Origin of the sequence: Pelodictyon phaeoclathratiforme BU-1 (assembly GCF_000020645.1) — a bacterium.
GTDB classification, from domain to species: domain Bacteria; phylum Bacteroidota; class Chlorobiia; order Chlorobiales; family Chlorobiaceae; genus Chlorobium; species Chlorobium phaeoclathratiforme.
Map to the genome: position 1 here is coordinate 2265675 of NC_011060.1, position 24764 is coordinate 2290438.

General features: G+C 47.4%; 26 protein-coding genes and 1 pseudogene. 9 read left to right on the forward strand and 18 right to left on the reverse strand.

Annotation, left to right across the window (positions count from 1 at the left end; translation table 11 throughout):
- The first annotated feature begins 35 nt into the window (after positions 1–35).
- Positions 36–647 (forward strand): Coenzyme F420 hydrogenase/dehydrogenase, beta subunit C-terminal domain, encoded by a 612-nt coding sequence (locus PPHA_RS16360; protein WP_263053207.1) that lies wholly within the window; start codon positions 36–38, stop codon positions 645–647.
- Here the strand turns inward: PPHA_RS16360 and PPHA_RS15685 are convergent.
- From PPHA_RS15685 to PPHA_RS10870, 15 genes and pseudogenes are all read right to left on the reverse strand, one after another.
- Positions 616–774, reverse strand: a complete 159-nt coding sequence (locus PPHA_RS15685; RefSeq protein ID WP_012508859.1) for an SDR family oxidoreductase — start codon at positions 772–774, stop codon at positions 616–618. The genes PPHA_RS16360 and PPHA_RS15685 overlap by 32 nt on opposite strands.
- A 23-nt stretch (positions 775–797) precedes the next feature.
- A pseudogene (locus PPHA_RS16840) lies at positions 798–1184 on the reverse strand (type II toxin-antitoxin system VapC family toxin).
- On the reverse strand, positions 1181–1426 hold the full coding sequence (locus PPHA_RS10810; protein WP_041526537.1) for a type II toxin-antitoxin system Phd/YefM family antitoxin: 246 nt from the start codon (positions 1424–1426) through the stop codon (positions 1181–1183). Before PPHA_RS10810 ends, PPHA_RS16840 begins: the two are co-directional and overlap by 4 nt.
- A gap of 372 nt (positions 1427–1798) precedes the next feature.
- The gene (locus tag PPHA_RS10815; protein ID WP_012508863.1) at positions 1799–2323 is read right to left on the reverse strand and encodes a lipocalin family protein; all 525 of its coding nucleotides are present in this window, start codon (positions 2321–2323) and stop codon (positions 1799–1801) included.
- Between the two features lie 75 nt (positions 2324–2398).
- On the reverse strand, positions 2399–5410 hold the full coding sequence (locus PPHA_RS10820; RefSeq protein ID WP_150085681.1) for an SUMF1/EgtB/PvdO family nonheme iron enzyme: 3012 nt from the start codon (positions 5408–5410) through the stop codon (positions 2399–2401).
- Between the two features lie 83 nt (positions 5411–5493).
- Positions 5494–6015, reverse strand: a complete 522-nt coding sequence (locus PPHA_RS15225) for a formylglycine-generating enzyme family protein (RefSeq protein ID WP_190273989.1) — start codon at positions 6013–6015, stop codon at positions 5494–5496.
- Positions 5987–6892 carry a hypothetical protein gene (locus tag PPHA_RS10830; protein ID WP_190273990.1) on the reverse strand — a complete coding sequence of 302 codons (906 nt, stop codon included), beginning with the start codon at positions 6890–6892 and terminating at the stop codon, positions 5987–5989. The genes PPHA_RS15225 and PPHA_RS10830 overlap by 29 nt, the downstream gene beginning before the upstream one ends.
- Positions 6893–6974: 82 nt before the next feature.
- Positions 6975–7202 (reverse strand): type II toxin-antitoxin system Phd/YefM family antitoxin, encoded by a 228-nt coding sequence (locus PPHA_RS10835; RefSeq protein WP_012508865.1) that lies wholly within the window; start codon positions 7200–7202, stop codon positions 6975–6977.
- Positions 7203–7344: 142 nt separating this feature from the next.
- Positions 7345–8376 (reverse strand): RNA-directed DNA polymerase, encoded by a 1032-nt coding sequence (locus tag PPHA_RS10840; protein ID WP_012508866.1) that lies wholly within the window; start codon positions 8374–8376, stop codon positions 7345–7347.
- Positions 8377–8558: 182 nt separating this feature from the next.
- On the reverse strand, positions 8559–8696 hold the full coding sequence (locus PPHA_RS16845; protein ID WP_083765329.1) for an SUMF1/EgtB/PvdO family nonheme iron enzyme: 138 nt from the start codon (positions 8694–8696) through the stop codon (positions 8559–8561).
- Between the two features lie 75 nt (positions 8697–8771).
- The gene (gene avd / locus PPHA_RS10845) at positions 8772–9092 is read right to left on the reverse strand and encodes a diversity-generating retroelement protein Avd (RefSeq protein WP_012508867.1); all 321 of its coding nucleotides are present in this window, start codon (positions 9090–9092) and stop codon (positions 8772–8774) included.
- A gap of 60 nt (positions 9093–9152) precedes the next feature.
- Complete coding sequence (locus tag PPHA_RS10850; protein ID WP_012508868.1) at positions 9153–12302, reverse strand: NACHT domain-containing protein; 3150 nt, start codon at positions 12300–12302, stop codon at positions 9153–9155.
- The gene (locus PPHA_RS10855; protein ID WP_012508869.1) at positions 12299–12595 is read right to left on the reverse strand and encodes a type II toxin-antitoxin system RelE/ParE family toxin; all 297 of its coding nucleotides are present in this window, start codon (positions 12593–12595) and stop codon (positions 12299–12301) included. Before PPHA_RS10855 ends, PPHA_RS10850 begins: the two co-directional genes overlap by 4 nt.
- Positions 12592–12882 (reverse strand): type II toxin-antitoxin system Phd/YefM family antitoxin, encoded by a 291-nt coding sequence (locus PPHA_RS10860; RefSeq protein WP_012508870.1) that lies wholly within the window; start codon positions 12880–12882, stop codon positions 12592–12594. The genes PPHA_RS10855 and PPHA_RS10860 overlap by 4 nt, the downstream gene beginning before the upstream one ends.
- A 561-nt stretch (positions 12883–13443) precedes the next feature.
- Positions 13444–14322: a DNA-methyltransferase gene (locus PPHA_RS10870; RefSeq protein ID WP_012508871.1), complete on the reverse strand. Its 879-nt coding sequence runs from the start codon at positions 14320–14322 to the stop codon at positions 13444–13446.
- A 249-nt stretch (positions 14323–14571) separates the two neighbouring features.
- On the opposite strand from PPHA_RS10870, the gene PPHA_RS10875 reads away from it, so the two are divergent.
- On the forward strand, positions 14572–14754 hold the full coding sequence (locus tag PPHA_RS10875; protein WP_011744783.1) for a hypothetical protein: 183 nt from the start codon (positions 14572–14574) through the stop codon (positions 14752–14754).
- Positions 14755–14756: 2 nt separating this feature from the next.
- Here PPHA_RS10875 and PPHA_RS10880 read toward each other — a convergent pair whose 3' ends face one another.
- Positions 14757–15677 carry a cation diffusion facilitator family transporter gene (locus PPHA_RS10880; RefSeq protein WP_012508872.1) on the reverse strand — a complete coding sequence of 307 codons (921 nt, stop codon included), beginning with the start codon at positions 15675–15677 and terminating at the stop codon, positions 14757–14759.
- A 45-nt stretch (positions 15678–15722) separates the two neighbouring features.
- A complete protein-coding gene (purU, locus tag PPHA_RS10885) occupies positions 15723–16589 on the reverse strand; it encodes a formyltetrahydrofolate deformylase (RefSeq protein WP_012508873.1) in 867 nt (288 codons plus the stop codon).
- 123 nt (positions 16590–16712) lie between these two features.
- Here purU and PPHA_RS10890 point away from each other — a divergent pair, with 123 nt between their 5' ends.
- The 6 genes from PPHA_RS10890 to PPHA_RS10915 all read left to right on the forward strand — a co-directional run bounded on the left by PPHA_RS10890 (position 16713) and on the right by PPHA_RS10915 (position 21702).
- On the forward strand, positions 16713–16958 hold the full coding sequence (locus PPHA_RS10890; protein WP_150085684.1) for a hypothetical protein: 246 nt from the start codon (positions 16713–16715) through the stop codon (positions 16956–16958).
- On the forward strand, positions 16958–17584 hold the full coding sequence (locus tag PPHA_RS10895; protein WP_012508875.1) for a phosphatase PAP2 family protein: 627 nt from the start codon (positions 16958–16960) through the stop codon (positions 17582–17584). The genes PPHA_RS10890 and PPHA_RS10895 overlap by 1 nt, the downstream gene beginning before the upstream one ends.
- Positions 17559–19106: an ArnT family glycosyltransferase gene (locus PPHA_RS10900; RefSeq protein WP_012508876.1), complete on the forward strand. Its 1548-nt coding sequence runs from the start codon at positions 17559–17561 to the stop codon at positions 19104–19106. The genes PPHA_RS10895 and PPHA_RS10900 overlap by 26 nt, the downstream gene beginning before the upstream one ends.
- Before the next feature lie 11 nt (positions 19107–19117).
- Positions 19118–20050: a glycosyltransferase family 2 protein gene (locus PPHA_RS10905; protein ID WP_041526854.1), complete on the forward strand. Its 933-nt coding sequence runs from the start codon at positions 19118–19120 to the stop codon at positions 20048–20050.
- Complete coding sequence (locus PPHA_RS10910) at positions 20037–20930, forward strand: lysylphosphatidylglycerol synthase transmembrane domain-containing protein (RefSeq protein ID WP_012508878.1); 894 nt, start codon at positions 20037–20039, stop codon at positions 20928–20930. Before PPHA_RS10905 ends, PPHA_RS10910 begins: the two co-directional genes overlap by 14 nt.
- A 133-nt stretch (positions 20931–21063) precedes the next feature.
- Positions 21064–21702, forward strand: coding sequence for an outer membrane protein (locus PPHA_RS10915; RefSeq protein ID WP_012508879.1), 639 nt, complete (start codon positions 21064–21066; stop codon positions 21700–21702).
- Positions 21703–21771: 69 nt separating this feature from the next.
- Here the strand turns inward: PPHA_RS10915 and recJ are convergent, their stop codons facing one another.
- The gene (gene recJ, locus PPHA_RS10920) at positions 21772–23493 is read right to left on the reverse strand and encodes a single-stranded-DNA-specific exonuclease RecJ (protein WP_012508880.1); all 1722 of its coding nucleotides are present in this window, start codon (positions 23491–23493) and stop codon (positions 21772–21774) included.
- Positions 23494–23686: 193 nt separating this feature from the next.
- On the opposite strand from recJ, the gene fbp reads away from it, so the two are divergent.
- Complete coding sequence (gene fbp / locus PPHA_RS10925; protein WP_012508881.1) at positions 23687–24688, forward strand: class 1 fructose-bisphosphatase; 1002 nt, start codon at positions 23687–23689, stop codon at positions 24686–24688.
- The last annotated feature ends 76 nt before the right edge of the window (positions 24689–24764 follow it).

Below are 24764 nucleotides of genomic sequence, written 5' to 3' on the forward strand. Positions count from 1 at the left end.
TCGCACGCTCAAAATGGCCGTGGATTCTGGAGAGAATGTCGAAATCACCCGATACCGCCTGCCATATGGAGTTCATGCAGGACTTCAGGATTCACATCCGTCACCTTGACGGCAGCATTGAAAAAGTCCCCTTCTTCAGCCTTCCGGAAGAGCTTTCAAATCCCGCCATCTTCCCCTCTGCATGTATGAGCTGCTTTGACTATCTCAACAGCCTTGCCGACATCACCGTAGGCTATATCGGAGCAGAACTGAAGCCAAAGCAGAAGCGGCAATGGATTCTGGTACGAACCGAAACAGGGCAAAAACTGCTAAAGCTGATTGAAGCTGAACTCGAACGGTTTCCGGAATCAGGCAAGTGGGAGTGCCGATCATTTGTCGAAAACACGACGAAACGCATCATCGAGAGCATGAAGGAGAGGGATAAAGAGTATTCATCGAAAAGCAGAATCCCGCTCTGGCTCGGCAACCTGCTTGCAGGAGCGCTTGGCATGATCGGGCCAAAAGGGGTCGGGTTTGCCCACTACTCGGTTGACTTTCATCTGATCAGGCATTACTACTACCTCAAATTCCGCCACCCGGAGCGGATCGAAAAGCTGGTGCCACGGCATGTCCGGGTTATCCTTGAGGAATACGGACTTCCCCTTTGAAAGAGGAGCGCTTCAGGCAAAAAGGTTCCGTCTCCTCAGTGGCGCCAACACCATCTTCCCAACCATCCTCTGCAAGACCAAACCCTATCCCCCTGGTGCTGCCGGTAATAACAACCGTTTTTCCCATGTTACCGCTACCCTCTTCCAAAATTATACCAGTTGAATTCCTTCTCCATAAGCTGCTACCACAGTATCTGAAGTAATCAACAACATTTCTTCTGTCCGGGCTTGTGTAATAAGCATCCGGTCAAAAGGATCTTTATGCAAGAAAGGAAGCATAGTTACAGCCACAGCATGTTCACTGCTGATAGCTAATTCCCGTTACGCATGAAACAAAAGCATGCGCCTGAACCGGAAGGGATCAACATTAAAATCAGAGCGCCCAAGTACGGATTTGATACTGATTTCCCAGAGACTTGCTGCACTGAAAAACAAATTATTTACCGGGTTAACAAGCATATCTTTGCATCCCTCCGGTAAAAGATCAGGTTGAGCTGCAGCCCAAAGAAGAATATGCGTATCAAGCAATAAATTCACTGTGCATTTTCGTTAAATAACCCAGCAATCTCGCTACTGCCCATACGATCGAAATCTTCCGGCACAGAAATTTCACCAATCATAAAACCAAGGCGTTCTGAACTCCCAGTCATAGAGTCATAGGGTATCACTTTAACCATCGGTCGTCCCGCCTTGCTGATAATAAAAGCCTTGCCAAGCGCTGCCTGCTCAACCAATCTCACAAGCTGATTTTCCGCATCATGCAGCGTAATTGTGTGCATCGACGATATCATTATTCTCCCCCATGCTCATCGAAAAAATTGAAAGAATTATTTTTGGTACGCACCCGCGAAACCTGTTAGCGGAAAACATTTTCCTGCCTTTAAGCCCCCTTGACCAAAATACACCACTCATAAAAAAACCACTGTCAGGCCTGTCGCCATCATAACGTTCACCCTGCCACAATCACAGCGATAACGTAAAAGTATAAGCATTTCTCTCCTATAAACGATCGTAAACTCAAAGGAAACCGCTTCCTCTATTTCTGTCTTTCGATGATGAAGAAATTGAAGCCTTCGACATGTATCAAAAAGATGATGCCCCATATATGGCAATCTCAATTGCCGGGAAATTTCAGCTCCCCGCAATGATCCTTACGGTTTCTGTTTGCCCAGATAGCGGAGTTTGGCGGTATCAAAACCGAGCGCCGTCGCCCTGGCCACCAGCGCCTTGAGTTGAGCCTGCTCCATAACAGAATCTTTCGACAAAATCCAGAAAAGAGATTTATCACGGCCACAAACCATCGCCCAGCGATAGCCCGCCCTGTCGAGATCAATCACATTGTAGCTCGCATAAAATGGGCCGAAAAAAGAGACCTTTAACGCACCCTCGGTGGTTTTTTTATCATCAAGAAAAACACCGCGCCCCTGAATGGTTTTCCACTCCTGTTTTTTCAGATCATACCCCTTGTTCATCACCTTGACGCTGCCATCCGGGGCAAGCGAGTAGGTCGCCGATACCGGATCAAGCTCCTTTTCAAACCGGTTATCGAGACGAACAATTTCATGCCAGGTACCGAGATAACGATCGAGAGAAAAATTATCAACAACCGTGATTCCCTGCGGAACACCGGTGCATCCTGCAAGCAAGAGAAAACAGAGCAATAAAAGTTTTTTCATGTGGCATACTCCAATTATGATTGTTTCAAAAAAAAATTCCCCTTTCAGAGTTCCAGAAAACAGAAAGACAGAAGATCAGGAAGAGGGACTGGAACGGACAACCCGAAAGCCAAAACCGCTGAGCCAGCTCGCCGGATGACTGAAGTACCGGGCAGAGCAACGCAGAACGCCGGGAACATAGCCCCAGGAACCGCCGCGCAACGCACGGGCAAGAGCGTATTTTTCGTGTATATCATCCGTCCACTCCCACACATTGCCAGCCATATCGTACAACCCTTCCGGAGTTGCACCTTCAGGATAGCGCCCAACCGGTGTTGTGGCTCCCTCATTTTGATTAAAATTTGCCAGTTTTGAATTAGGCGCTGTATTTCCCCACGGATATTCACGTCCATCCTCCCCGGCAGCAGCATATTCCCACTCGATTTCTTTGGGCAATCGATAAATATTAGCAATCCTGCCTTCGCTTTCCAGAAGAGAGAGCCACAAGCAATAGGCTTTGGCTGCATACCAGCTTATATCCATCACCGGTTGTTCCTCCTTGTTAAATCGCTTGTCGTCATCCGATTCAGAGCGGAAAAGCTTTGCCAGATCTCGTTTATCCTGAAGATAATCGCTGAATCCATTAATGCTGTTCGCCATTTTCTGTAAGTGGTTGTGGTACAATTCCAGGGTAACAGCATCAATATCGGGCACCTTTCCTGACTGTAGGTAATTGAGGAACTGCCGGTACAACTCGTTGGTAACCGTATATTTAGCGACATAAAGATCTGGCATCTTTTCAAGCTTCTCAGTCAACGAGAAAGCAAATGTGCCACCTTTTATCAGAATGTACTCTGCATGAAGTTTGTCAAATAAAACATTGTTTCTTCCTGATTCGATAAACGTCTTCACTATTGCAAGTGCTTCAGGCTTGCCAATGATTTTCAGGCACTCCATGATATATCGCTGCCGGTTTGGCGTGGTCTGAAGGTCAAACAACTTCTTTTGCAAGGCATCGATCTTCCGCTGTGGAGCCTCTTCGACAAGGGTGACGAGCAAGTCCTGCTGCTTTGATGTCAAGTTTTCCGTAACCGGCGAATCGAAAAGCTTCTGCATGAAGCTGTCAAAAAGCTCTTCATTTTCAACATGGCCGATAAAAAAGCGAAGCGGTTCTTGCCACCAATCGTCTCCAAACCTGGTAACAATGGTGTCGAGATAGTCTGGCCGGTACATATTTTTGAGCAGTTGAACACCCGCAAGGTACTCACGGAATGATTTGTGCCGAAAAACATACTCCTTGTCGCCATACTCCACCAGCACCCCGGCCCGGTCCACAAGATTTTTGCAGAACTCCCCTGCGGGAAGAGAATTGTAGAGCGTGTCGAGCAGCTTTTGCATTTTCTGCTGCATTGCAATCCGGTCAGCTTCGTCTGTTTTCAGCTCTTCCTGCATCCAGAGAGAAACCGGGCTCAGTACTCGCCGAGCATCTTTGGCTGCAAGCAGCGGATAGATTCCCCTGCGACGGTCACGATAATCGAGCATATAATTCAATGCAGCATCATAGAGTTCTGAACGCCCTGCTGGCAGAAACTCCCTCTCTTTCCAGAGCATTGCCATAATCTGCAAGAGCAGGGGGACACCTGCCAGAGAGTGCATACTCCTGTTTTTTTCCTGCGCGAGAAACGTAATAACTGCGTCAGCTTTTTGCGCCGCTTTTTGAGCGGCCTGTTGTTCCTGCCGAGCTCTCAACTCCGGTTCATCCCGAGCACTGAGAGGTATCTCCCGAAAAAATGCTGCACTAAACCAAAGATGCAAAAACTCAGCCTGTTTTTCCTTGGTAAAGTCCATGATATCGGCCCGCAGATGGCTTGCCTCAAGCTCGATGCCATCCCCCTTCCGGTAACCTGTGCTTCGGGAGGTAACCACAAATCGGGCATTTGTAAACCTTGAAACCGTTCGGTCAATCCAGTCACAAGCAGCCTTCCGATCATCGACGTTGCTGATTTCATCCAGTCCATCAAGGAGTACAAGGGTTGAGTCCTCACCAAGCCAGCCCGCAAAAAGGTTTTCTTTAATTTTGAGAAAATATTTTTCAGACCATGCGGAAAGAGCTGCCGGCAATGAGGGATAACCGGTATCACTCTTGTTGATATCACGCAACGGGAGGTAAAAAACATTGACTGGTTCACTAAAACCAAATTCATGACATCTACCGTTATCAAGGCATGAAAGTGCATAATATTTGAGCAATGTTGTTTTACCAGAACCCGGATCGCCAATAACCAGTAGCAAGTGATGCTTTTGAAAAACAAAACTCATCACTTCTTCAGGGGCACGAACGCGCTCTTCTTTTTTGGGTTCACAGAGATCGCCCTCAGTATGGGATCGTGCTTCGCAGCGCCATGTATCAGAAAGACTCAACGAAACAAAGGTATCCTTATGCCTTACAGAAAAACTCTCGATTGCCGGAGAACCCGAAAGGTTGGTATTGCCAAGTTGCTCTGTCAGCGTTGAGTGGTAGAGCTGGAGAAGCGAATCTGTGTTGAAATCAAGTGGTTGATACCTGTTTTTCATTGAGGTATCATCACCACATTCTTTTGAACAGAACCACCGGTGAACCTGTATATCAAGCTGATGAGCAAGTTTTTCCCGGAACTCATGACGCTCGTCATACTCCTCTATCAGCGCATTCGATTGTAGTGATTCCCTGAAGCGATCAAGTGCCTCAATCTGTTCGATAGTAACATCCTTCCTCCGGTATGGCACATTTGAGAAATAGAGCATGACCAATTTTCCGGCTGCCATCATTCTCTCAACCTCTTCAACCGCCCCGCCTGGAGCAACACCAGTACCTGTGCCAATGCGTGTCCAGAAAATACCGATAGCAAAATCACATTCATCAACAATCTGTTTATTGAGTATCCCCTGCACCCGCCCCCCGGTTTCAGGCGCTGCATGTGATTCCCATAACACCGCTTCGAGCATCAGCGGACGCTGTGGCCGAGCATTCCATTTCTTTATGACATCTTCCGCCATTTCACGCTCAGCAACAACATCAGAGGGTGATGCGACAAGTACCTTTATGATCCGAATATTTTTATCACTCATTCTTTCTATCATTTATCAATCATTTTCTGACAAAAATAACGCCGTCAATGCCGTCCAATTTCATAACACAACATCTCAGAAGTTCATGACGGAGAAGCAGAACGAACAACCCGAAAACCAATCTCGGAGGAACTATAAAACGGACTCTGAAAACCGGGAGCTGAGCAGCGCAGATAATCGGGAGTAGTGTCCCACGAACCGCCTCTCAAGAAAAAACGCTCTTTTTCTTTCTCATTCTCATTCCTGTGTTCCATCCACTCCCACACATTTCCTGCCATATCATACAACCCGTCAGGAGTCGCACCATCGGGATAAACACCAACCAGTGTTGTTGTCTCTTTCTTGCTCATCTTATAATTTGCACGTTGCTGCGTTGGAGAAGAACTGCCCCATGGATAGGGGCGTTGTTCCTTGCCGCTGGCACAATATTCCCACTCAATCTCTGTCGGCAGCCGATACAATCCTGCATCCATGCATCCCGTTTCAAGACATGAAAGCCAGTAGCAATACGCTTTTGCGGCATACCAGCTTACCCCAACCACCGGTTGATGATCCTTGTTGAATCGGTCATCATCTTCATAAACGGAACGTAAGCGCTCTGTCAAATCCGACTCCCCCTGAAGATAGTCGTAGAATCCCGTCTCGTGAATTTTGTTTGCATAAAGCAAGCAACTTTTGCCTAAAAATTTCGGTAGACAGTACCTCAATAAAAGAGCCCTTGCCTGACAGGTAGTTGATAAACTGTCGATAGCGAGAGTTAGTCACAGCATATTTTGCCATGTAGAGATCAGTCACAACTTCGGACTTGTCTGTCAAAGAGTAGGTGAATGTACCTCCCTTGATCAGGATATAATGTGCACCAAGCTTGTCAAGCAGCATAAAGTTTATCCAGCGCTCTACCAACAAAACTTTATCTGCGTAAGAGATATCATCAAGATCCAACCCTCGTTGTTTCATAAGATCGGGCTGAGTCGCCTTAAACTCCATATAATTGTCAAGAATCACTTTAGGCCCAGGAATTGCATCATTAATCTTGAGTGCATGCAAAACATCCCTGATACACTTGATCAACTTCTTAATATCATTGTCATGAGATTTGACATCTTGACCCGATATATCCGAAATAAACTGTTGATAACGATGGGGATCCCTGTCAAGAATAAGCGACACTTTAGACTTCTGCAACTTTGAACCAAATCGTTTGGCACCAAGAAAAAGCCCTAGCTCAAAGGGCATATTAAATCTGGGCAGCTTGGTCTTTTTATCAGGTTCTGTTCTTGATATATCATGGATTCCACAACAACACTCTTCAATGATTCGATTGATTTTTTCTATGCGTACCTGGCCGCCATCATCAAATTCGTAAGCACAGCGAGGACGAAAACCACACTTATAGACCGTAAAAAGAATAGCATCAAAAAACGGAATGTACTCTTTGTCAAAAGGGCAATTAATAAACACATTGAGGTTATGTGGTGGCATGGCAAACGCAATTATGATTTATCCTGTACCGTAGCAACACTTGGATTTAATGACCTGTTGCTCCAATTTTCACCAATCATCACTACGGGACATCCTCTCCCGATCGTGAATCCTCTACAGCCTCCAGAATATCTTTCGTTGCTGCTCTTGTTTTCACCCCTTTGACATCAAAAGGAGAATTTGAAAGCTGTTTATACACAACGGCAAATTGTTCACCACTCCGTTTTTTGATAATCACCTCTTCCGTACGAGCAAGATCAAACACCTTGGCGAATTTCTTTCGCGCTTCAGAATAGCTGTAAACTTTCATAACGTCTACGTCATAATTGTGATACCAATTCTACACAATATCAGCGATGGAATCAAGCCATCGTTTCAAAACCAGTCAATACCAGATTTTTATGGATACTCGTGCCTTGAATAACAATCAGTTCTCAAAAAGTTACAAGCTGTCAGCTCTTTTCCACCAGCCCCAACGAGCGCAACAGATTGCGGGTATCGGCCTGCCGGGCGTGACCAACCCACCCGGCAAGGCTTTTCTGCAAGGTTTCCGGCTTGGCAAGCAGGGTGCATTGTATCCGTTTTTTTGCTCTCCGAACATTTGCTGAAGGAAGTAACCGGTAGCTCTGAAAAACTTTTTGCCCGAGAAAGCACTTCCCTTCTGTTGCCGGGTAAAGCTCTGTTCTCCCTGAATTAAGCGTCAATCTGAATTGTTGCAAAAACTCTTCGATTGCTTTTTTCCACTCCCACAATTCATCCTTGCTATCGGAAAACAAGACGTAATCATCAACGTATCTTACGTAGCCTTTGCATCGCAACACCTCTTTTACGTAGTGATCCAGAAAGCTGAGGTAGTAGTTGGCAAAAAACTGGCTGGTCAGGTTCCCGATAGGCAGCCCTTTTCTCCGTTCATGAGGGGTAAAAAGGGTGTCACCGGGGAAATAGTGAAAATGCTCTGCCTGTATGTTACTGTTATCAATAATGGTATCAATAAGCCACAAAGTGTCAGCGCAGGCTATTTTTCTGCGAAGCAACGATTTGAGTATCTCGTGATCGATTGATGGAAAATATTTCCGGATATCACACTTCAGCACATAAGCATACTTTTTCAGATAGTGCTGGTAGCGCTCTATGGCCTTGTGTGTTCCCTTGGCCGTTCTGTTGGCATAGGTGTCGAAAATAAAGCTCCGTTCAAGAAGAGGGCCAACAATAGTGATCAGGGCATGATGCACAACGCGGTCTTTAAAGGGAGCTGCGCTGATCATTCTTGGTTTTGGCTTGTAGATGCTGAAGGTTTTGTATGAACCGGGCTGCCAGGTTTTCGTTCGCAACTCCGAAAGAATCTGCCAGAGGTTCTCTTCCAGAAAGGTGAAAAAGTGCAGCACCGACTGGTTTTCGCGCTTTCCTTTCGCCGCTTTTTGGGCTGCTGAAAGCACATTTTCGAAGGTTACAATGCTCTGAAAAAGGTTTTTGCTGGTTTTCATCGTTTTGCCAGAAAAAAAACAGGCCGCTTTTTCAATTACTTACTCAAGCGACCTGTTTTATGGGTACTGTTCGTGCATGTTCCACTGAGTGCAATGGCAACATGCCGCAGGAGAAAGAGCCCGGGATGTCATGCCCAAAAAACTGTCCGTTATTCCTTGAAAGAACGGCATCATAATGGGCTTTAACACGCATCGAAAGGGGCATGATTGGAACGGACAACCCGAAAGCCAATATTGTTGTTCCTGTTCGCCGGATGATTGTTGTTCCGGGCAGAGCAACGCAGATTGTCGGGATTATTGTTCCAGGAACCGCCGCGCAACGCACGGGCAGATCAGTTACCGGCTCTTTTCCATCATTCTGAACAAACGATAATTACCATTTATCAACGACTTATTCAAGCTTTTTTTATCCATCCGCCCAGCATCTTCCCCAATTCTGAAATCTGGCTGCTCCCAAACTCATAGGAGTTCAAGCTGATAAATTTCATGTCAAAACTCAATCGAACCAGAATGCGCAAACGCGTCAGCACCTCATCGGCCTGCTCCAGCAATGGTCGTTTGACGTTCCGCATATTGGCAACTGCCACAAGCTCTGTAAACTCGAGTATAGAATTTTCGATACGCACAGCAATACTGAACCGGTAGCTTTTGGGAAATTTCCCAGTATGCAGCAGCAGCCATTTCGAAAAATCGTAGGCCTTTTTGACGATCAGCATTTCATGATTCTGCACAAATTTTTTCCCTTTCAGAGTTCCAGAAAACAGAAAGACAGAAGATCAGGAAGAGGGACTGGAACGGACAACCCGAAAGCCAACATTGCCGCTCCTGTGCGCCGGATGAAGGTCGTACCGGGCAGAGCAACGCAGACCGTCGGGATACTTGCTCCAGGAACCGCCGCGCAACGCACGGGCAGATTTAAAATACTCATCCGACGTATTGTTTTCGTATAAATCTTCCATCCACTCCCACACATTGCCTGCCATATCATATAGCCCCTCCGGTGTAGCGCCATCGGGATAGCGCCCTACAGGAGTTGTGGCGCCTTCATTACTATCATAATTGGCTCTAGTGGTTGAGGGCTCCTCCTCGCCCCAAGGGTATGTTCTGTTCTCTTTGCCACCTGCGGCATATTCCCACTCCTTTTCTGTGGGCAAATGATAAAGGGTGCCATCCTGACCATTGCTCTCAAGCAACGAAAGCCAGAGGCAATAGGCCTTGGCGGCATACCAGGTTACACCCATCACCGGTTGATCTTCCTTGTTGAATCGCTTGTCGTCATCATAAAAAGAAGCAAGAAGCTTTACCAGCGATTCTTCACCCTTGAGATAATCGCCAAACCCCTCAATCTCCCCAGCCTCAGATCGTAGAGTTTTTGTATACAATTCAACCGATACATCCTTGGCAAATACAGGCTCTCGGGAATCCAGATAAGCAATAAATTGCCGGTACAACTTGTTGGTAACCGTATATTTGGCAACGTAAAGGTCTGGCACTGTTTCCTGCTTCTCAGTCACGGAGAAGGTAAAGGTACCTCCCTCGATAAGGATGTATTGCGCATCGAGTTCATAGGGATTGTATCTGACAGAAATTGCCTTCACACTAACATTCACCTTACAGACGATGTCAGCGGTGATATCAGAGGCAATTTTAACCCCTGGAATTTCATAAGCAAGACGCAGAATATCGGCGTCTTTGGTGCAGTTAGCGTCAATGAACTTCTGTACAGCTTTGACAGCTTCCGGCTTACCGATGGTTTTCAAGCACTCCAAGAGATATCGCTGCCTATTTGGCGTTGTTGCCGGGTCAAGCAACTTCTTTTGCAAGGCGTCAACCTTCCTCTGGGGAGCCTCCTCAACAAGGGCAACAAGCAAGTCCTGCTGCTTTTGAGTCAAGTTTTCTGTAACCGGCGAATCAAAAAGCATCTGCATAAAGCTGTCGAACAGTTCCGCATCATCAACATGGCCGATAAAAAAGCGAAATACCTCCTGCCACCAGTCGTCACCAAAGCGGGTAACAAGCGTGTCAAGATAACCTGGCCGGTGCATGTTTTTCACAAGCTGCACACCCGCCAGGTACTCTCTGAATGATTTGTGCCGGAAAACATACTCTCGGTCACCATATTCCACGAGCACCCCGGCCCGATCAACAAGGTTACGGCAGAACTCCCCTGCGGGAAGCGAGTTGCAGAGGGTATCAAGCAGTTCCTGCATTTTTAACTGCATGTCAATTCTACCAACCTCGTCCTTTTTAAGCTCCTCCTGCATCCAGAGTGAGACCGGACTCAGAACGCGCCGGGCATCTTCTGCCCCAAGCAATGGGGATATTCCTCTACGCCGGTCACGATAATCGAGCATAAAATTCAATGCCGCATCATAGAGCTTCAACCGGCTACCCGGCATATATTCTCGCTCTTTCCAGAGCATGGCCATAATCTGCAACAGCAAGGGAATCCCTGCGAGTGTTTGCATACTTCTATTTTTTTCCTGTGCCAGAAACGCAATAAGAGCATCTGCTTTTTTCGTAGCCACATGTTCCTGCTGGCTTCGCCACGCCGCCTGATATCCTGCTGGAGGAATCTCTCCCAAGTATGCAGCCTTGAACCACTGCTGTAAAAATTGCGCCTGCTGCTCTTTTGTAAAATCCATGATATCAGCCCTCAAATGGCCAGCTTCAAGCTCAATGCCATCCCCTTTCCGATAACCCGTGCTTCGTGACGTCACAACAAAACGGGCATTGGTAAATCCACCAACCGTGCGGTCTATCCAGCCACAGACCGCTATCCGGTCGTGAACATCGCTGATTTCGTCGAGACCATCGAGAAGCACCAATGTTGACGGCTTGTCAAGCCAGCCGGAAAAGAGTGTTTCTTCAATCTTGAGAAAATGTTTTTCCGACCATGCCGCCAGGTTTTCCGATAATGACATGTAGCCGGTATCACTTTTCTTGAGTTCACGCAACGGAAGAAAAAAAACATTGACTGGTTCACGAAAGCCAAACTCCTGATAGCGTTTGTTATCGAAGCAGGAGAGTGCATAATATTTGAGCAAAGTTGTCTTTCCCGAACCGGGATCACCGATAACGAGCAGTAAAAGATTATGCTGAAAAACAAAGCTCATCACCTCTTCAGGGGTACTGTTGCGTTCATCCTTCTGCGGTTCGCACAAAGCCTCCCCTGCACGAAATCGCTCTTCGCACCGCGATGAACCTGAGAGAGTTAACGAAACGAAGGTGTCGGATAGTTTTACTGAAAAACTTTCAAGGGCGGGAGAGCCTGTCAGGGTGATATTTCCGAGTTGTTGTTTCAATGTGGATTGGTAGCGGAACAAATCAGCCGCAGCGTTGCGGGTATGCGAGCAAATACGATTGCCTGAAAAAACGACATCCGAATTTTTTTGAGCGAACCAGTTCTGAATCTGAAGGTCAAGATGTGTGACAAGATCGCTCTTGAACATGGAGAGATCATCATATTCCCACAAAAGAAGATAATTTTGCAATGTTTTCCGGAAAGTCTCAAGCTCTCCAACCTGCCGGGAAAATTCTGCCACCTTGCCTGCATCAGAAGTGTCAAGAGGATACTTTGCTCTGGAAAAATAGAGCATGACCTGTTTTTCATCGTTCATCAGGCGCTGTACCTCTTCAACTGCTCCTCCCGGCGCAACACCTGTATCGGTGCCAATCCTTGTCCAAAAAATAGCAATGGCAAAATGGCATTGATCTACGAACTGTCTGTTGAGAATTCCCTGCGTCCGTTCCCCGCTTTGAGGAGCAGCGCGTTCCTCCCACAATACAGGATCAAGTATGAGTTCAGACTCTGGATGTCGGTGATTCCAGCCCAATATTACCTCTTTGGCAATATCCCGCTCTTCTGCTACATCTGAAGGCGAAGCAACAAGAACTTTTATTTTGCGATACAATTTATCACTCATTCTTCCTCGAGCCCCATTAATCGTCTTGTATGATAAAGAGAGATAACAACAACCCGTGATACTTTTTCGTCTACTCTGTAAACAATCCGGTACTCTCCATGCAACAACTCACGAAGAGAATCTTCAGAAAATTCCGGAACAACTCTTCCGATATAAGGGAAATCAGCAAGTTTCATAACGGATTGCCTGACAGATTCCGCCCAATTTCTGGCTGCACCGGGTTTATCAACAGCAATAAACCGCACAACCTCTTCAATCTGAGAGGCCGCACGTTCTGAAAATTCGACGATCATCGCTTTTCAGCTTCGGCAATGATCTTTTCAAGCGAGGCAAAAACCTCCTTTGCTGGTACAGTGCGGTTGTTGCGATAATCTTCAAGCCCTTCGGTAACCGACTGCATAAATGCTATTTGATCAAGCATCTGTTGATATGATTCCGCATCAAGCAGCACAGCCGAACCTCTCCCTGTCCGCGTTAACAGCAGCGGTTGTTTGCTGACGCTCAGCTCCTCCATATACCGTTCGATATTGTTTCCGAAATCTGTTAATGGAGCAACGTTCCTGACTTGAATGGTATGCATGGCATTCACAAGAAGTAATAAGGTGACACTATCTTGTACAAGGTAACTCCATTCATACAAAAATCATTACCCGTTTTATGAGAAACAACCCAATCCCAGCGAGCGCAAAAGGTTACTGATATCGGCCTGCCGGGCTTGATGCTGTTTCACCTCTTCAAGCTTCGCTTACAATCTGCGCAAGTGGACTGCTCATTGTTTTTACTGGTTTCCGCTTTTGTCAAGCAATTTTCGGAGGCTGGATTGCCGAGGAGTTGAAGGCTACAAGCTTGTGCCAGTTGATAGCACCACTGTCGTCGCAATACTCGATACTGAATTGGCGGGTAAATTTATTGAGCATCCTGTCATAGGAGTCCTGAAACTCTTCGCTTTTTTCCTGGGCCTTGTGACCCAGCGGGTCGATAAGCTCGGTGTAGAGATTGGGATCTGAAGAGATAAACTCCCAAAAAGTCTGGCCGCAATATTTGAAATAGTCGCCCTGATCGGGGGTACTAACTCTGCCGTAACAGCAGCCATTAACGGCAACAACCTATTCTTTTCTGATGAAAGGTGCCGATGTTCTCTTCAACGTAGGTCAATACGTCGTTCAGGATAAGTGGTTTCATGCTCCTCCTTTTGTTCCAGCAGATAGAGTTCAACCGGTTTCAGCTCCGTTTTTACCATGTCGTAGTACTCTGGCACAATTTCAATGCCGATAGAGTTTCTTCTCATTCTTTGCGCTACCGCATTGGTTGTTCCTGACCCCATGAATGGATCGAGCACAGTATCTCCCTCTTTGGTAAAGAGCTTGATAAACCATTCCGGAAGCCCTTCAGGAAAGGCTGCGCTGTGTTTTTTGTTGTTGCATTCTGTGGCGAGGTGCAGCACGTTGGTCGGATAGGCCATCTCCCGATCCAGCCAGTTTGAGATATTTTTTCCGAACCCGCTGCCGACCTTCGATTCATCACGCGTTTTGTCGGTCTCACTCAGGTTTTTCAGGCGGGTTTTCGACCAATCGCCCATTGGCACCATAACGGCTTTCTGGTCCATATAAAAGTGCTTGCTTTTATTGAACTGGATCAACCGTTCCCAGGAATCCCTGAATCGGTTTGGCCATTTACCGGGATAACAGTTTTTTTTATGCCAGATAAATTCTTCTGTCCAGAACCAGCCCTGCTTCCTCATTTCAAGAATGAGTTCCATCACGTAGGTACTCCGTTCGCCATTGACAACCTTCTCCTTGATGTTCAGGACAAAGGTACCTGTTGGTTTCAGCACCCTCAGAAGCTGCAGGGATATCGGTAAAAACCACTCAACATAATCGTCCGGATGAAAGCCGCCATAGGTTTGTTTTCTCTGGTCAGCATAGGGCGGGGAGGTAAATATCAGGTCTACCGAATCATCCGGCAACGTTTTGAGCAGTTGTGTGCAGTCTCCAAGGTAGAGATCCGTTTTTGTTTCCATGCGTATAAGCTTTCAAAGTCGTAAGATGTTCATCTCTCGCAGTAGTTGTGTCGCATTCGATACTGCACTGGCTGAAACTTACATTATTTTTTTGATTTATCCGGTTGAGAGGCCACGCTGCTGCAACCCGATAAGGGTGCTGGGGCATGGAGCAACAACTTTTCTCCCGAAAAAATGAGCCCCTCATAAAAATGGGATAATTCCGTATACTCCCCTTTTTATGACACAACCAAAACGGGAGAAGCAACCATGGCAATGACTGTAGAGATCAAGAACAACAAGCTTTGTATTGAAATCGATCTTGAAACCCCTACCCCTTCGGCTTCTGGTAAGACCCTTGTTGTTGCAAGCACGCGCGGCAATGCAGTCACCACCGCAGAGGTGAATGGCAAGCCAATCATTATCGGTCTGAACGCCTATATCAAGCCTTAAGGCTAAAGGAGATTCCGGCACGCCTCTCCGGGATATTCGATTTCAACGGTTGAGTGATACAGTCCGTATCGCTCAACCAGCGCTCTGATAAGCTCCTTGAGTTGCATGTAAGCTTCGGCGTCGAGAAGGGCATCGACTTCGAGGTGGGCGGTAAAGACGGTATGAACACCGTCGAGTGACCAGATGTGGGCATGATGGACAGCATGAATATGCTCCATCGCTTCGATCTCTCTGGTAATGAGAGCGATATCAAGCTCATCGGGCACGGCCTGCAGAAAGACCGGCAGCATGGCTTTGAGGTTTTTAACCACACCGGAGAGAATGTAGAGCGTGATGATGACGGCAAGAAGCGGGTCGAGCACCGGAATATTCCAGAAGTAGAGCACAACGGCAACAACAAGCACGGCAACCCATCCGAGCATATCTTCGAGCAGGTGCAGGGCAACCACTTTTGCATTCAGACCACTCTCTTTCGAAAGTCTTGCCATGGCAATGCCGTTGACGATAACACCAATAATAGCCAGAAGAATCATCCCTCCGGCATCGGGTTTTTGTGGTTCAAGAATGCGGGGTATGGCGTGGGCAAGCACAAAGAGTGAACTGGTAAGCAGCACCACTGTACTGATGAGCGCTCCAAGCAGGGAGAAGCGTTTGTAGCCGTAGGAGTAGCGCGCGCTGCTCTTTTCTCCTGATTTTTCCTCAAAATACCATGCCTGGGCAAGAGCAAGGGAGTCGCCGAGATCGTGAACGGCATCGGCGAGGATTGCAGTGCTGCCGGTTAACAGTCCACCGACAATTTCAACCAGGGTAAAGCCCACATTGAGAAAAAAGGCCACCTTGATGTTTCCTGACGCATGATGATGATGGTGATGATGCGTCGAATCATGGGTATGCGCACACTCTCCCGATGTTGTGTTGCTCATAATGGCATTCAATTTTTCTATGACGTTGACCTCTCCCTGGCTCTTTCAATCAAACACAACCGTTTTTTTGCCGTTCACAAGAATTCGGTGCTCGGAGTGCAGACGAAGGGCTTGTGCAAGCACCAGCCGTTCAAGGTCGCGCCCTTTGCGGACAAGATCGTCCAGTGTATCCTTGTGGCTCACCCGCACAATGTCCTGCTCGATAATCGGTCCCTGATCGAGTTCTTCAGTCACGTAGTGGCTTGTGGCTCCGATGATTTTAACGCCCCGTTCATAGGCCTGCCGGTAGGGACTGCTGCCGACAAAGGCTGGCAGAAAGGAGTGATGAATGTTGATAATCTGACCCGGATAGCGGTCAACGAATTGTGATGACAGTATCTGCATATAGCGGGCAAGCACAATGGTGTCGATCGAGTGCTTTTCAAGAAGCTCTCTTTCCTGTAATTCAATCTCCTGCTTGCTGGCACTGCTGACAGGGAAACAATGATACGGGATTCCATGGTGTTCGGCAAGCGGAGCAAGATCGGGATGGTTTGAGATAATCAGCGCAATATCGATGGCGAACTCTCCGATACTGTTCCGCCAGAGAATCTCCTGGAGACAGTGATCGTAACGGGAGACAAATATTGCAATACGGGTTTTTCTACCGGTAAAACGAATTTTCCATATGGCGTTGAACTCTTTCGCCAGAGGCATAAAGGCCTCAACAAGCTCAGAGGGGGGAATCGAAAAGTTTTCAGTACTCCATGATACCCTGATAAAAAAAGTTTTTTCAACAGGATCCACATGCTCGTCGAGATCCAGAATATTGCCCCCCCGCTCATAGATAAAGTGTGAAATGCGGGAAACCAGACCGGGTCGGTCAGCACAGGAGAGAAGAAGAATCGCCACCGTATCTGATTTTTTCATCATCTTTATTTTGAATGAAAGAAGTTTGCATTTGCAAAAACAAGAAGTTGCAAAGAGGAAAAAATTTAATGTATTTTTTCGGCCAATCGTTGGTCAAAGATAACTCCTTGCGTGATGGCTGAAACTATGAAAGTTTTATTGAAAAAAGTACCGGTTTTCTGGATTGTTCTCAGCCTTACTGCACTTCTCTATCTCATCAATTTCAGTGTCAATGACATCTGGACAGAAAATGAGAGCTTTTATGCTGAATCGGTGCGGGAGATGGCTGAAAAGGGGAATTATCTTGAAATCAACAACAGTCGTTTTTACCAGCTTGCGGCTGTTGCCCTCCCTTGGCTTGACTTACAGCCTGATCTACAAAAAATAGTTTGATGATGAATCGTTCCCTGCAATGGAGTATCAGCTCTGCGACGGTTGCCCTGCTCTGTTTCGTCAGTTTTACCTCTGCGGATATTGAGACTGCGTTGTGGTTCCATGCGCTCGACAACACCGCGCTTTACACCCTCTTCAAAAAAATAACGCTCTTTGGCGATTCAACAGGCTACCTTGTCGGGGGGCTCTTGCTCTTTGTTGTTTTTCGCAACCGCAACCCGTTCAGGGCTTATGCGGGCCTTTTCCTCTTCTCTTCCGTCGCTCTTTCGGGTTTGAGTGCTGACCTTGTCAAATACCTTGCCGGTCGGGCAAGACCGAAACTCTATTTCAGTGAACAGCTCTACGGATTTGCCGCTTTCCATTGGGAACACGCATGGACCTCCTTTCCCTCCGGCCATTCTGCAACGGCGCTGAGTGTGGCTACGGTTCTTGCAACCCTTTACCCGCGCTGGCGCTTTGCCGCCCTCTTTGGCGCTCTCCTGATCGCTTTCAGTCGTATTTTTCTTGCCCAGCACTATGTCAGTGATGTTATAGCCGGCTCTTTTTTTGGTATTGTTTCAACAGTGCTGCTCTACCATCTTTATTTCAAAACAAAGTTTGATGACTCCTTACACAACAAAATCTGAAACCGGCTGGTTTCTGGCTGCGCTCATCATCCTGATCCTTGTCAGTTTTTTTCTGGGCCTTGGATCTGCTCCACTTTTTGACGTTGATGAGGGGGCTTTCAGCGAGGCTACGCGGGAGATGATGATCAGTAAAAATTATCTGACCACCTGGCTAAACGGCGCTCCCCGTTTTGACAAGCCGATTTTGATTTACTGGCTGCAACTGGCCTCCGTCAGGGTGTTCGGATTGAGTGAGTTTGCGTTCCGGCTCCCCTCTGCCCTGGCTGGCAGCGCATGGGCACTATCAATTTTTCTGTTTGTGCGAAAAGAAATCGGCAACCGCCAGGCCTTTCTTGCTGCGGCGATGATGGTGCTCTCGATGCAGGTGATGGTTATTGCCAAAGCGGCCATAGCAGACGGCCTCCTTAACTGCTTTCTTGCCATAACCATGTTCGGGCTGCTCCATCATTACAAAACAGGCTCGAAGCTCGCCCTGCACCTCTCCTTTGCTGCCGCTGGTTTCGGTATGCTTACGAAAGGGCCGATTGCCCTCATTATTCCCCTTGCCGTGACATTTCTTTTTTCACTGCAGGAGAGATCCTTGAAACAATGGTTGCGCATGATCGTCAACCCGACAGGGATCATACTCTTTCTCGCCATTGCCTTGCCCTGGTATCTGCTCGAATACCTTGATCAGGGAATGGCTTTTGTTGAAGGATTTTTCTTCAAGCACAATATCAGCCGTTTCAACTCCTCTTTCGAAGGGCACTCGGGCTCACTGTTCTACTATGTTCCGGTCATCATGCTCGGACTCATGCCCTTTACCGGTCTTTTCTTTACCCTGCTTTTCAACATCAAGCCACTGCTTTCCGACCGGATGAACCGTTTTCTTCTTATCTGGTTCGCCTTTGTCTTTCTCTTTTTCTCCCTCTCGGGCACCAAATTGCCGCACTACATGATCTACGGTTATACACCGCTCTTTATCCTTATGGCAAGGGTTGTGCCGATGAACCGTCATCCAAAAAGCCTTGCACTCTGGCCGCTGCTTTTGCTCGCCGCTTTTGCCTCCCTCCCGCTGCTCCTGCAGGTGGCATTGCAAAAAATCGACGACAGTTATATCAGGGCAATAGTCGAGGGGGGCGTGCTGCTTACAGACCAGAACTATCTGCTGATCATTGGGGCGGCCATGGCCGGAGTCTCTGCCATACCCTTCCTGCCCCGTTTTTCTCTTGAGGGGAAACTGGTTGCAACCGGTGTGATCTTTGCTCTTCTTATCAACCTCTATCTTATGCCCTTTGCTGGTAAACTCATGCAGGAACCCGTGAAGGAGGCTGCTCTGATGGCAAAAAAGAGGGGGTATAAAATTGTCATGTGGAAAACCTATAACCCCTCTTTTTTAGTATATTCGGAATCTTTTGTTGAAAAACGTATGCCTGAGCCGGGAGAAATTGCTCTGACAACCGTCAAAGAGCTTCGGACGTTTGATAATCCTGCCGTACTCTATCGTAAAAACGGTATTGTGCTGGTAAAATTGAGACCATGAATTCTGAGATCATGAAGTTATCGGTGGTCATACCGGTTATGAATGAGGCTGAGAACATCAAGCCGCTCTTTGCCGCTCTTGCCCTTTCCCTGGCAAATGTCGAGCATGAGATTGTTCTGGTTGATGATGGTTCTACCGACAACACCGTCGCCGAGATCCAGGCAAACGCTCCCGCCAATGCACAACTTGTTGTCCTGAATAAAAATTACGGTCAGACAACCGCAATGGCCGCCGGTATCGATCATGCACGCGGGGAACTGATAGCCACCATCGACGGTGATCTGCAGAACGATCCTTCGGATATTCCCATGATGATGCAGTACCTCTATGACCACGATCTTGATGTGGTTGCTGGCCGACGCGCCGGACGGCAGGATGGTATGATTCTGAGGAAAATACCGAGCAAGATCGCCAATGCGCTCATCAGAAACCTGACCAATGTGCACATCCACGACTATGGCTGTACACTGAAGGTGTTTAAAAAGGATGTTGCTAAAAATCTCGGTCTTTATGGTGAGCTGCACCGCTTTATACCGGTTCTGGTACAACTCTATGGTGCAAATATGGAAGAGGTTGATGTCCGCCATCATCCCAGGATATTTGGAAAATCGAAATACGGCATCGGGCGCACCTTCAAAGTGCTGAGCGACCTGCTCTTCATGCTTTTCTTCCAGAAATACAGCCAGAAACCGATGCATCTTTTCGGCACCCTTGGCTTTCTCTCCCTTTTTATTGGAATAGCGCTGAATCTTTACCTGCTGGCCCTGAAAATTATTGGTGAGGAGATTGGTGGTCGTCCGCTGCTCTCGCTTGGCATCATCATGACCTTTATCGGCATTCAGCTCATTACGACCGGCTTCATTGCTGAATTCATCATGCGCACCTATTACGAATCACAGAACAAGAAACCCTATATCATCAAAAAGATCGTTGGCAAACAGTAAAATCAACCCGAAAAAACTGCTGAAAACGCTTCTGCAGATCCTTGTCACCAGCGCGGCTCTTTATCTGGTACTGAGAAAGACCGATGTTGCCAAACTTGGGAGCATCATCCGAAATGCCAACCCCTGGTATCTTCTGCTCTCTCTCCTTTTTTTCAATATCTCAAAAGTTATCAATGCGGTGCGCCTGAACCGCTTTTTCAAGGCTATCGGCATTGAGCTTTCCGCGATGTACAGTCTTAAACTCTACTATCTCGGAATGTTCTATAACCTTTTTCTTCCGGGAGGTGTTGGCGGTGATGGCTACAAAATCTATGTGCTTCAGAAAAACCACGGCCTGAAAATGATCAATGTTTTTCATGCTGTTTTCTGGGATAGGGTATCGGGAATCATCGCGCTGATCTTTCTCTCACTCATCCTGCTGCAATCAAGCACGTTTGCCACGCACCTGCCCCAGTTTGTGCCCTATGCATGGGTAGTGCTCATTACCATCTACCCACTGACTCTCCTGCTGAACAAGCTCTTCTATAAGCAGTTTGTCGAGGTTTTTACCATCACCTCAATCGAATCGCTGCTGATTCAGATAGCCCAGGTTATCTCGGTCTTTTTTATCCTGAAAGCTCTTTCACAGAATGCACACATGATCGACTATCTGGCGATATTCCTGATATCAACGATTGCGACCATTATTCCAATAACGATCGGAGGAGCTGGAGCCCGGGAGATAACCTTCTTTTATCTGCTTGGATTTATACAGGTTGAAACTCACGCGGGTGTCGCGCTGTCGCTCATCTTCTTCGCTGTTTCTGCCCTTTCCTCACTTGCCGGAATTCTGACAAAAATCAGCCACGAAACAAGCGTTCCGGAAACACAGAAGAGCTGAGCCTAAAAAAACAGCTCTTCGGCTTCATTATGACGAAACCGCCCTTCTACCACATTAAATCTTTTTTCGTACATTTCCCTTCAGTCCGTACAAATATTTATCCTTCTCTGGTTAAAAAAAATCAAACCTCCTTATGAAGAAACATCTTGCCTTGTTGGGAGCAATTCTTGCTGCAGGCACTCTTGCAGCGCCCTCCTATGCCGCATCATCACCTTATGTCAGCGGCAATATCGGAGTCTCATCGTTCAATGATACCGCATTCAAAAGCCCTTCGACCAACGCTACCCTGGCTGAAATGACCTTCAAATCCGGTATCGACCTGCGGTGTGCTGCCGGACTCGATTTTGAGGATTACAGGATCGAGGCTGAACTCAGCTATCAGAAGGGCGACGTGAACAGAGGCACAGAACATGGAGGTACTGCCGATATGCAAGGCTTTAAATCAGTAACCTCCCTTATGGCAAATGGCTACTATGATTTCAATCCAGAAGGCATTAACCCATATCTCACTGGGGGCCTTGGCTGCAGCAGGGTAAATTTCGATAACGTAAAAGTCAAAGGCGCTCCCTATCCCGGACTTACCGAGCACCATACCGTACTTGGTTATCAGCTCGGTGCAGGCATTGGTATTCCAATAACGAGGGAAGTCACCGTTGATGCACAGTACCGTTATTCCGGACATAGCCGCATCAGCATGGAAAATCCTGATTTTCATTACGATTTCAAATCATCAGGCAGCAGTTTTCTGCTTGGTCTGAGGGTTGGACTGTAACATTAGCACCTGTTTGTTGCCAAAAAGCCGTCTCACCAACAATAGCGTGAAACGGCTTTTTTGGTTGGGTTAACTGCCAACATGCCGTTTGGTAAGCTCAAGATCCTTGAGTTTGATCTGCCATTGTTCACGGTTATTCCACATCCTTTTTTCTACCGAATAGACCATTGTAAATACCGGACGGGAGTGTTCCTTGAGTTCGGTGTAGATGTCAAGACGGTCAAAACCGATCACGTCGAAGGTGCGTCCATTTTTATCCCTGACGGTAAACTTGACATGCCTCTCCTTGAGAAGTCTTGGCTGACCATACGGAACAATTCCTTCTGAGAGAAAGAGCGGCTCACGATTACCATGACCGTAAGGTGCGAACTGTTCGAGCACATTGATAAACCGCGAAGTGATATCCTCAAGGGCAATTTTTGAATCAACCACCAGCTCCTTCTGGCGTTGACCTATGGAAAGAAGAGTGGAACAGACCTCGTTGAACTTTTTGCGGAATCCTGCAAAGTTCTCCGGGCGAAGGGTAATACCTGCTGCCTGATGATGCCCCCCAAACTGTTCGAGGTAGTCACCACACTCCTGCAGTGCCTCATAGATATTGAGCCCCTCAACGCTTCGTACCGAGCCCTTGATAAGACCGTTCATGCCACCAAGAATGACCGTCGGCAGATAATGTTTTTCAATCATTTTTGAAGCGACAATACCAAGGACTCCGATATGCCATGATTCATCATAGAGCACAATTGAGGAGCAATAGGAGGCAAAATGGCTGTCGAGCATCTTTTCTGCCTTCCCCATGATATCAGCATCAATTTCGCGGCGCAGCGAGTTTATACGGTCAAGTTCATCGACATGGCGCTGTGCATCAACCGACGTATCAGAAAGAAGCCATTCAACCGCCAAATGTGCAGAGTGCATTCTGCCTGCAGCATTGATACGTGGAGCAATACCAAATGCAATATGAAACATGCCCAGTTCTGCCGGAGCAATTTTCATGAGTGAAAACATCGCCATTAAATTGGTTCTGGGCTTTGTGCGCATTCTCTGCAATCCCTCTCGAACCAGCGTCCGGTTTTCCTGTTCAAGAGAGACCATATCGGCGGCCGTAGCAATGGCAACAAAATCAAGATATTTCTGCCAGCTCTCCGGTTCGGCGTGCACATGCTCGGCGATGGCCTGAATGAACTTGAATGCCACACCGCACCCGCATAACTCCCTGAAGGGATAGGTGCAGCCCGGAACCTTCGGGTTCAAAATAGCATAGGCCAGAGGAAGCACGTCCGGCTCGTGATGATCGCAGATAATGACATCAATACCATGAGCTGCACAGCGCAGTACCGCTTCATTCTCGTTTATACCGCAATCGACCGTGACAAGAAGCGTGACTTCCTGCTCAACAGCCGTATCGATGCCTTCCGCCGATAAACCATAGCCCTCCGTAAAACGGTCATTGATATAATAGGAAACCAGAGCCCCCTGCTCTTTCAGAAAGAGCAAAAGCAGCGCTGTCCCGGTTGTGCCATCAACATCATAATCACCATAAAGCATTATTTTTTCATGATCCCTGATGGCCTGCACAACGCGGTCAACCGCCTTGCGCATATGGAGCAAAAGATAGGGGGATGGAAGAGAGAGAATTGAGGAGCGAAAATAATCCCTTGCTTCGTCAAAGGTCTGAATACCGCGATTGAATAATGCTCTTGCAACGGGCAGACTCACATTGATTGCCTCCGAAAGAACAAGAACAGCCTGTTCATCAGGAGAGAGCAAATTCCAGCGGAATCGTTTCATGGGAGATGAAAAAGTGCTAATGGAAATCACCAATTTAGAGAAGAGTTCACCATTTCCTGATAAAAAATGTTCAGACCACGATCTCCTGCTCTCTGCGCTTGAAAGAGGGTGTGAATATTTTTACATTAAACTTCAAAGTGAACGCTTAGTCCATCAGTCAATACATGAACACTAACAATCAGGAACACAGAACATGAGTAATCTGATCACCATTGAACGCCACATCCTCGAACAGCAGAAATTTTTCCCGGATGCACAGGGCGAGCTGACCGACCTTCTCAATGATGTGGCCTTTGCCGCAAAGCTGGTCAGGAGAGAAGTTGTGCGAGCAGGACTGGTCGATATTCTTGGTTTCACAGGAAGCACCAACGTCCAGGGTGAAGAGGTCAAAAAACTTGATCTGTTCGCCAATGAAAAAATCATCTCCGCCATCGGCCAGCATGGAAGGTTTGCCATTATGGGTTCCGAAGAAAATGAGGGCGTCATTATCCCGCCGAAAAATGAGAGCGGCAACTATGCCCTCCTGTTTGATCCCTTGGACGGCTCCTCAAACATCGATGTCAATGTCAGCGTGGGCACCATCTTCTCTATCTATAAACTGAAAGGTGATGATCCCGGCAAGGCAAGCCTCAGTGACTGCCTGCAGCATGGTTACGAACAGGTTGCTGCCGGTTATGTCATCTATGGTTCATCGGTCGTCATGGTCTACACCACCGGCCACGGGGTGCACGGCTTTACCTACGACCCGACCATCGGCGAGTTTCTCCTCTCTCACGAAAACATCATCACCCCGAAAAGCGGCAAATATTACTCGATCAACGAGGGCTCCTACGCGCAGTTCAACGAAGGGACAAAAAGATATCTCGACTATATCAAGGAGGAAGACCCTGCAACCAATCGTCCCTACAGCACCCGTTACATCGGTTCACTGGTTGCCGACTTCCACCGCAACCTTCTGACCGGCGGTGTCTTCGTCTATCCGCCAACCACAAAGCACCTCAAGGGAAAGCTCCGGCTCATGTACGAAGCCAATCCCCTTGCCTTCATCTGTGAACAGGCTGGTGGACGCGCAACAAACGGACGGGATCGCATCCTCGATATTCAGCCACTTGAACTCCATCAGCGCACTCCGCTCTATATCGGCAGCGTCGATGACGTTATTCTTGCAGAGGAATTTGAGCAGGGAATCAGGTAATATACGGTTTTTTGATACCCCGTAGGGGCATGGCATGCCATGCCCTTACGAATGCGGGGTATTAACGATTACCCAT

Bases quoted from the DNA above. Each gene is read 5' to 3' on its own strand.
- PPHA_RS16360 (WP_263053207.1), top strand. From the start codon at position 36: ATGTCGAAATCACCCGATACCGCCTGCCATATGGAGTTCATGCAGGAC.
- PPHA_RS15685 (WP_012508859.1), bottom strand. From the start codon at position 774: ATGGGAAAAACGGTTGTTATTACCGGCAGCACCAGGGGGATAGGGTTT.
- PPHA_RS10810 (WP_041526537.1), bottom strand. From the start codon at position 1,426: ATGCACACAATTACGCTGCATGATGCGGAAAATCAGCTTGTGAGATTG.
- PPHA_RS10815 (WP_012508863.1), bottom strand. From the start codon at position 2,323: ATGAAAAAACTTTTATTGCTCTGTTTTCTCTTGCTTGCAGGATGCACC.
- PPHA_RS10820 (WP_150085681.1), bottom strand. From the start codon at position 5,410: ATGAGTGATAAAAATATTCGGATCATAAAGGTACTTGTCGCATCACCC.
- PPHA_RS10830 (WP_190273990.1), bottom strand. From the start codon at position 6,892: ATGCCACCACATAACCTCAATGTGTTTATTAATTGCCCTTTTGACAAA.
- PPHA_RS10835 (WP_012508865.1), bottom strand. From the start codon at position 7,202: ATGAAAGTTTACAGCTATTCTGAAGCGCGAAAGAAATTCGCCAAGGTG.
- PPHA_RS10840 (WP_012508866.1), bottom strand. From the start codon at position 8,376: ATGAAAACCAGCAAAAACCTTTTTCAGAGCATTGTAACCTTCGAAAAT.
- avd (WP_012508867.1), bottom strand. From the start codon at position 9,092: ATGCTGATCGTCAAAAAGGCCTACGATTTTTCGAAATGGCTGCTGCTG.
- PPHA_RS10850 (WP_012508868.1), bottom strand. From the start codon at position 12,302: ATGAGTGATAAATTGTATCGCAAAATAAAAGTTCTTGTTGCTTCGCCT.
- PPHA_RS10855 (WP_012508869.1), bottom strand. From the start codon at position 12,595: ATGATCGTCGAATTTTCAGAACGTGCGGCCTCTCAGATTGAAGAGGTT.
- PPHA_RS10860 (WP_012508870.1), bottom strand. From the start codon at position 12,882: ATGCATACCATTCAAGTCAGGAACGTTGCTCCATTAACAGATTTCGGA.
- PPHA_RS10870 (WP_012508871.1), bottom strand. From the start codon at position 14,322: ATGGAAACAAAAACGGATCTCTACCTTGGAGACTGCACACAACTGCTC.
- PPHA_RS10875 (WP_011744783.1), top strand. From the start codon at position 14,572: ATGGCAATGACTGTAGAGATCAAGAACAACAAGCTTTGTATTGAAATC.
- PPHA_RS10880 (WP_012508872.1), bottom strand. From the start codon at position 15,677: ATGAGCAACACAACATCGGGAGAGTGTGCGCATACCCATGATTCGACG.
- purU (WP_012508873.1), bottom strand. From the start codon at position 16,589: ATGATGAAAAAATCAGATACGGTGGCGATTCTTCTTCTCTCCTGTGCT.
- PPHA_RS10890 (WP_150085684.1), top strand. From the start codon at position 16,713: ATGAAAGTTTTATTGAAAAAAGTACCGGTTTTCTGGATTGTTCTCAGC.
- PPHA_RS10895 (WP_012508875.1), top strand. From the start codon at position 16,958: ATGATGAATCGTTCCCTGCAATGGAGTATCAGCTCTGCGACGGTTGCC.
- PPHA_RS10900 (WP_012508876.1), top strand. From the start codon at position 17,559: ATGACTCCTTACACAACAAAATCTGAAACCGGCTGGTTTCTGGCTGCG.
- PPHA_RS10905 (WP_041526854.1), top strand. From the start codon at position 19,118: ATGAAGTTATCGGTGGTCATACCGGTTATGAATGAGGCTGAGAACATC.
- PPHA_RS10915 (WP_012508879.1), top strand. From the start codon at position 21,064: ATGAAGAAACATCTTGCCTTGTTGGGAGCAATTCTTGCTGCAGGCACT.
- recJ (WP_012508880.1), bottom strand. From the start codon at position 23,493: ATGAAACGATTCCGCTGGAATTTGCTCTCTCCTGATGAACAGGCTGTT.
- fbp (WP_012508881.1), top strand. From the start codon at position 23,687: ATGAGTAATCTGATCACCATTGAACGCCACATCCTCGAACAGCAGAAA.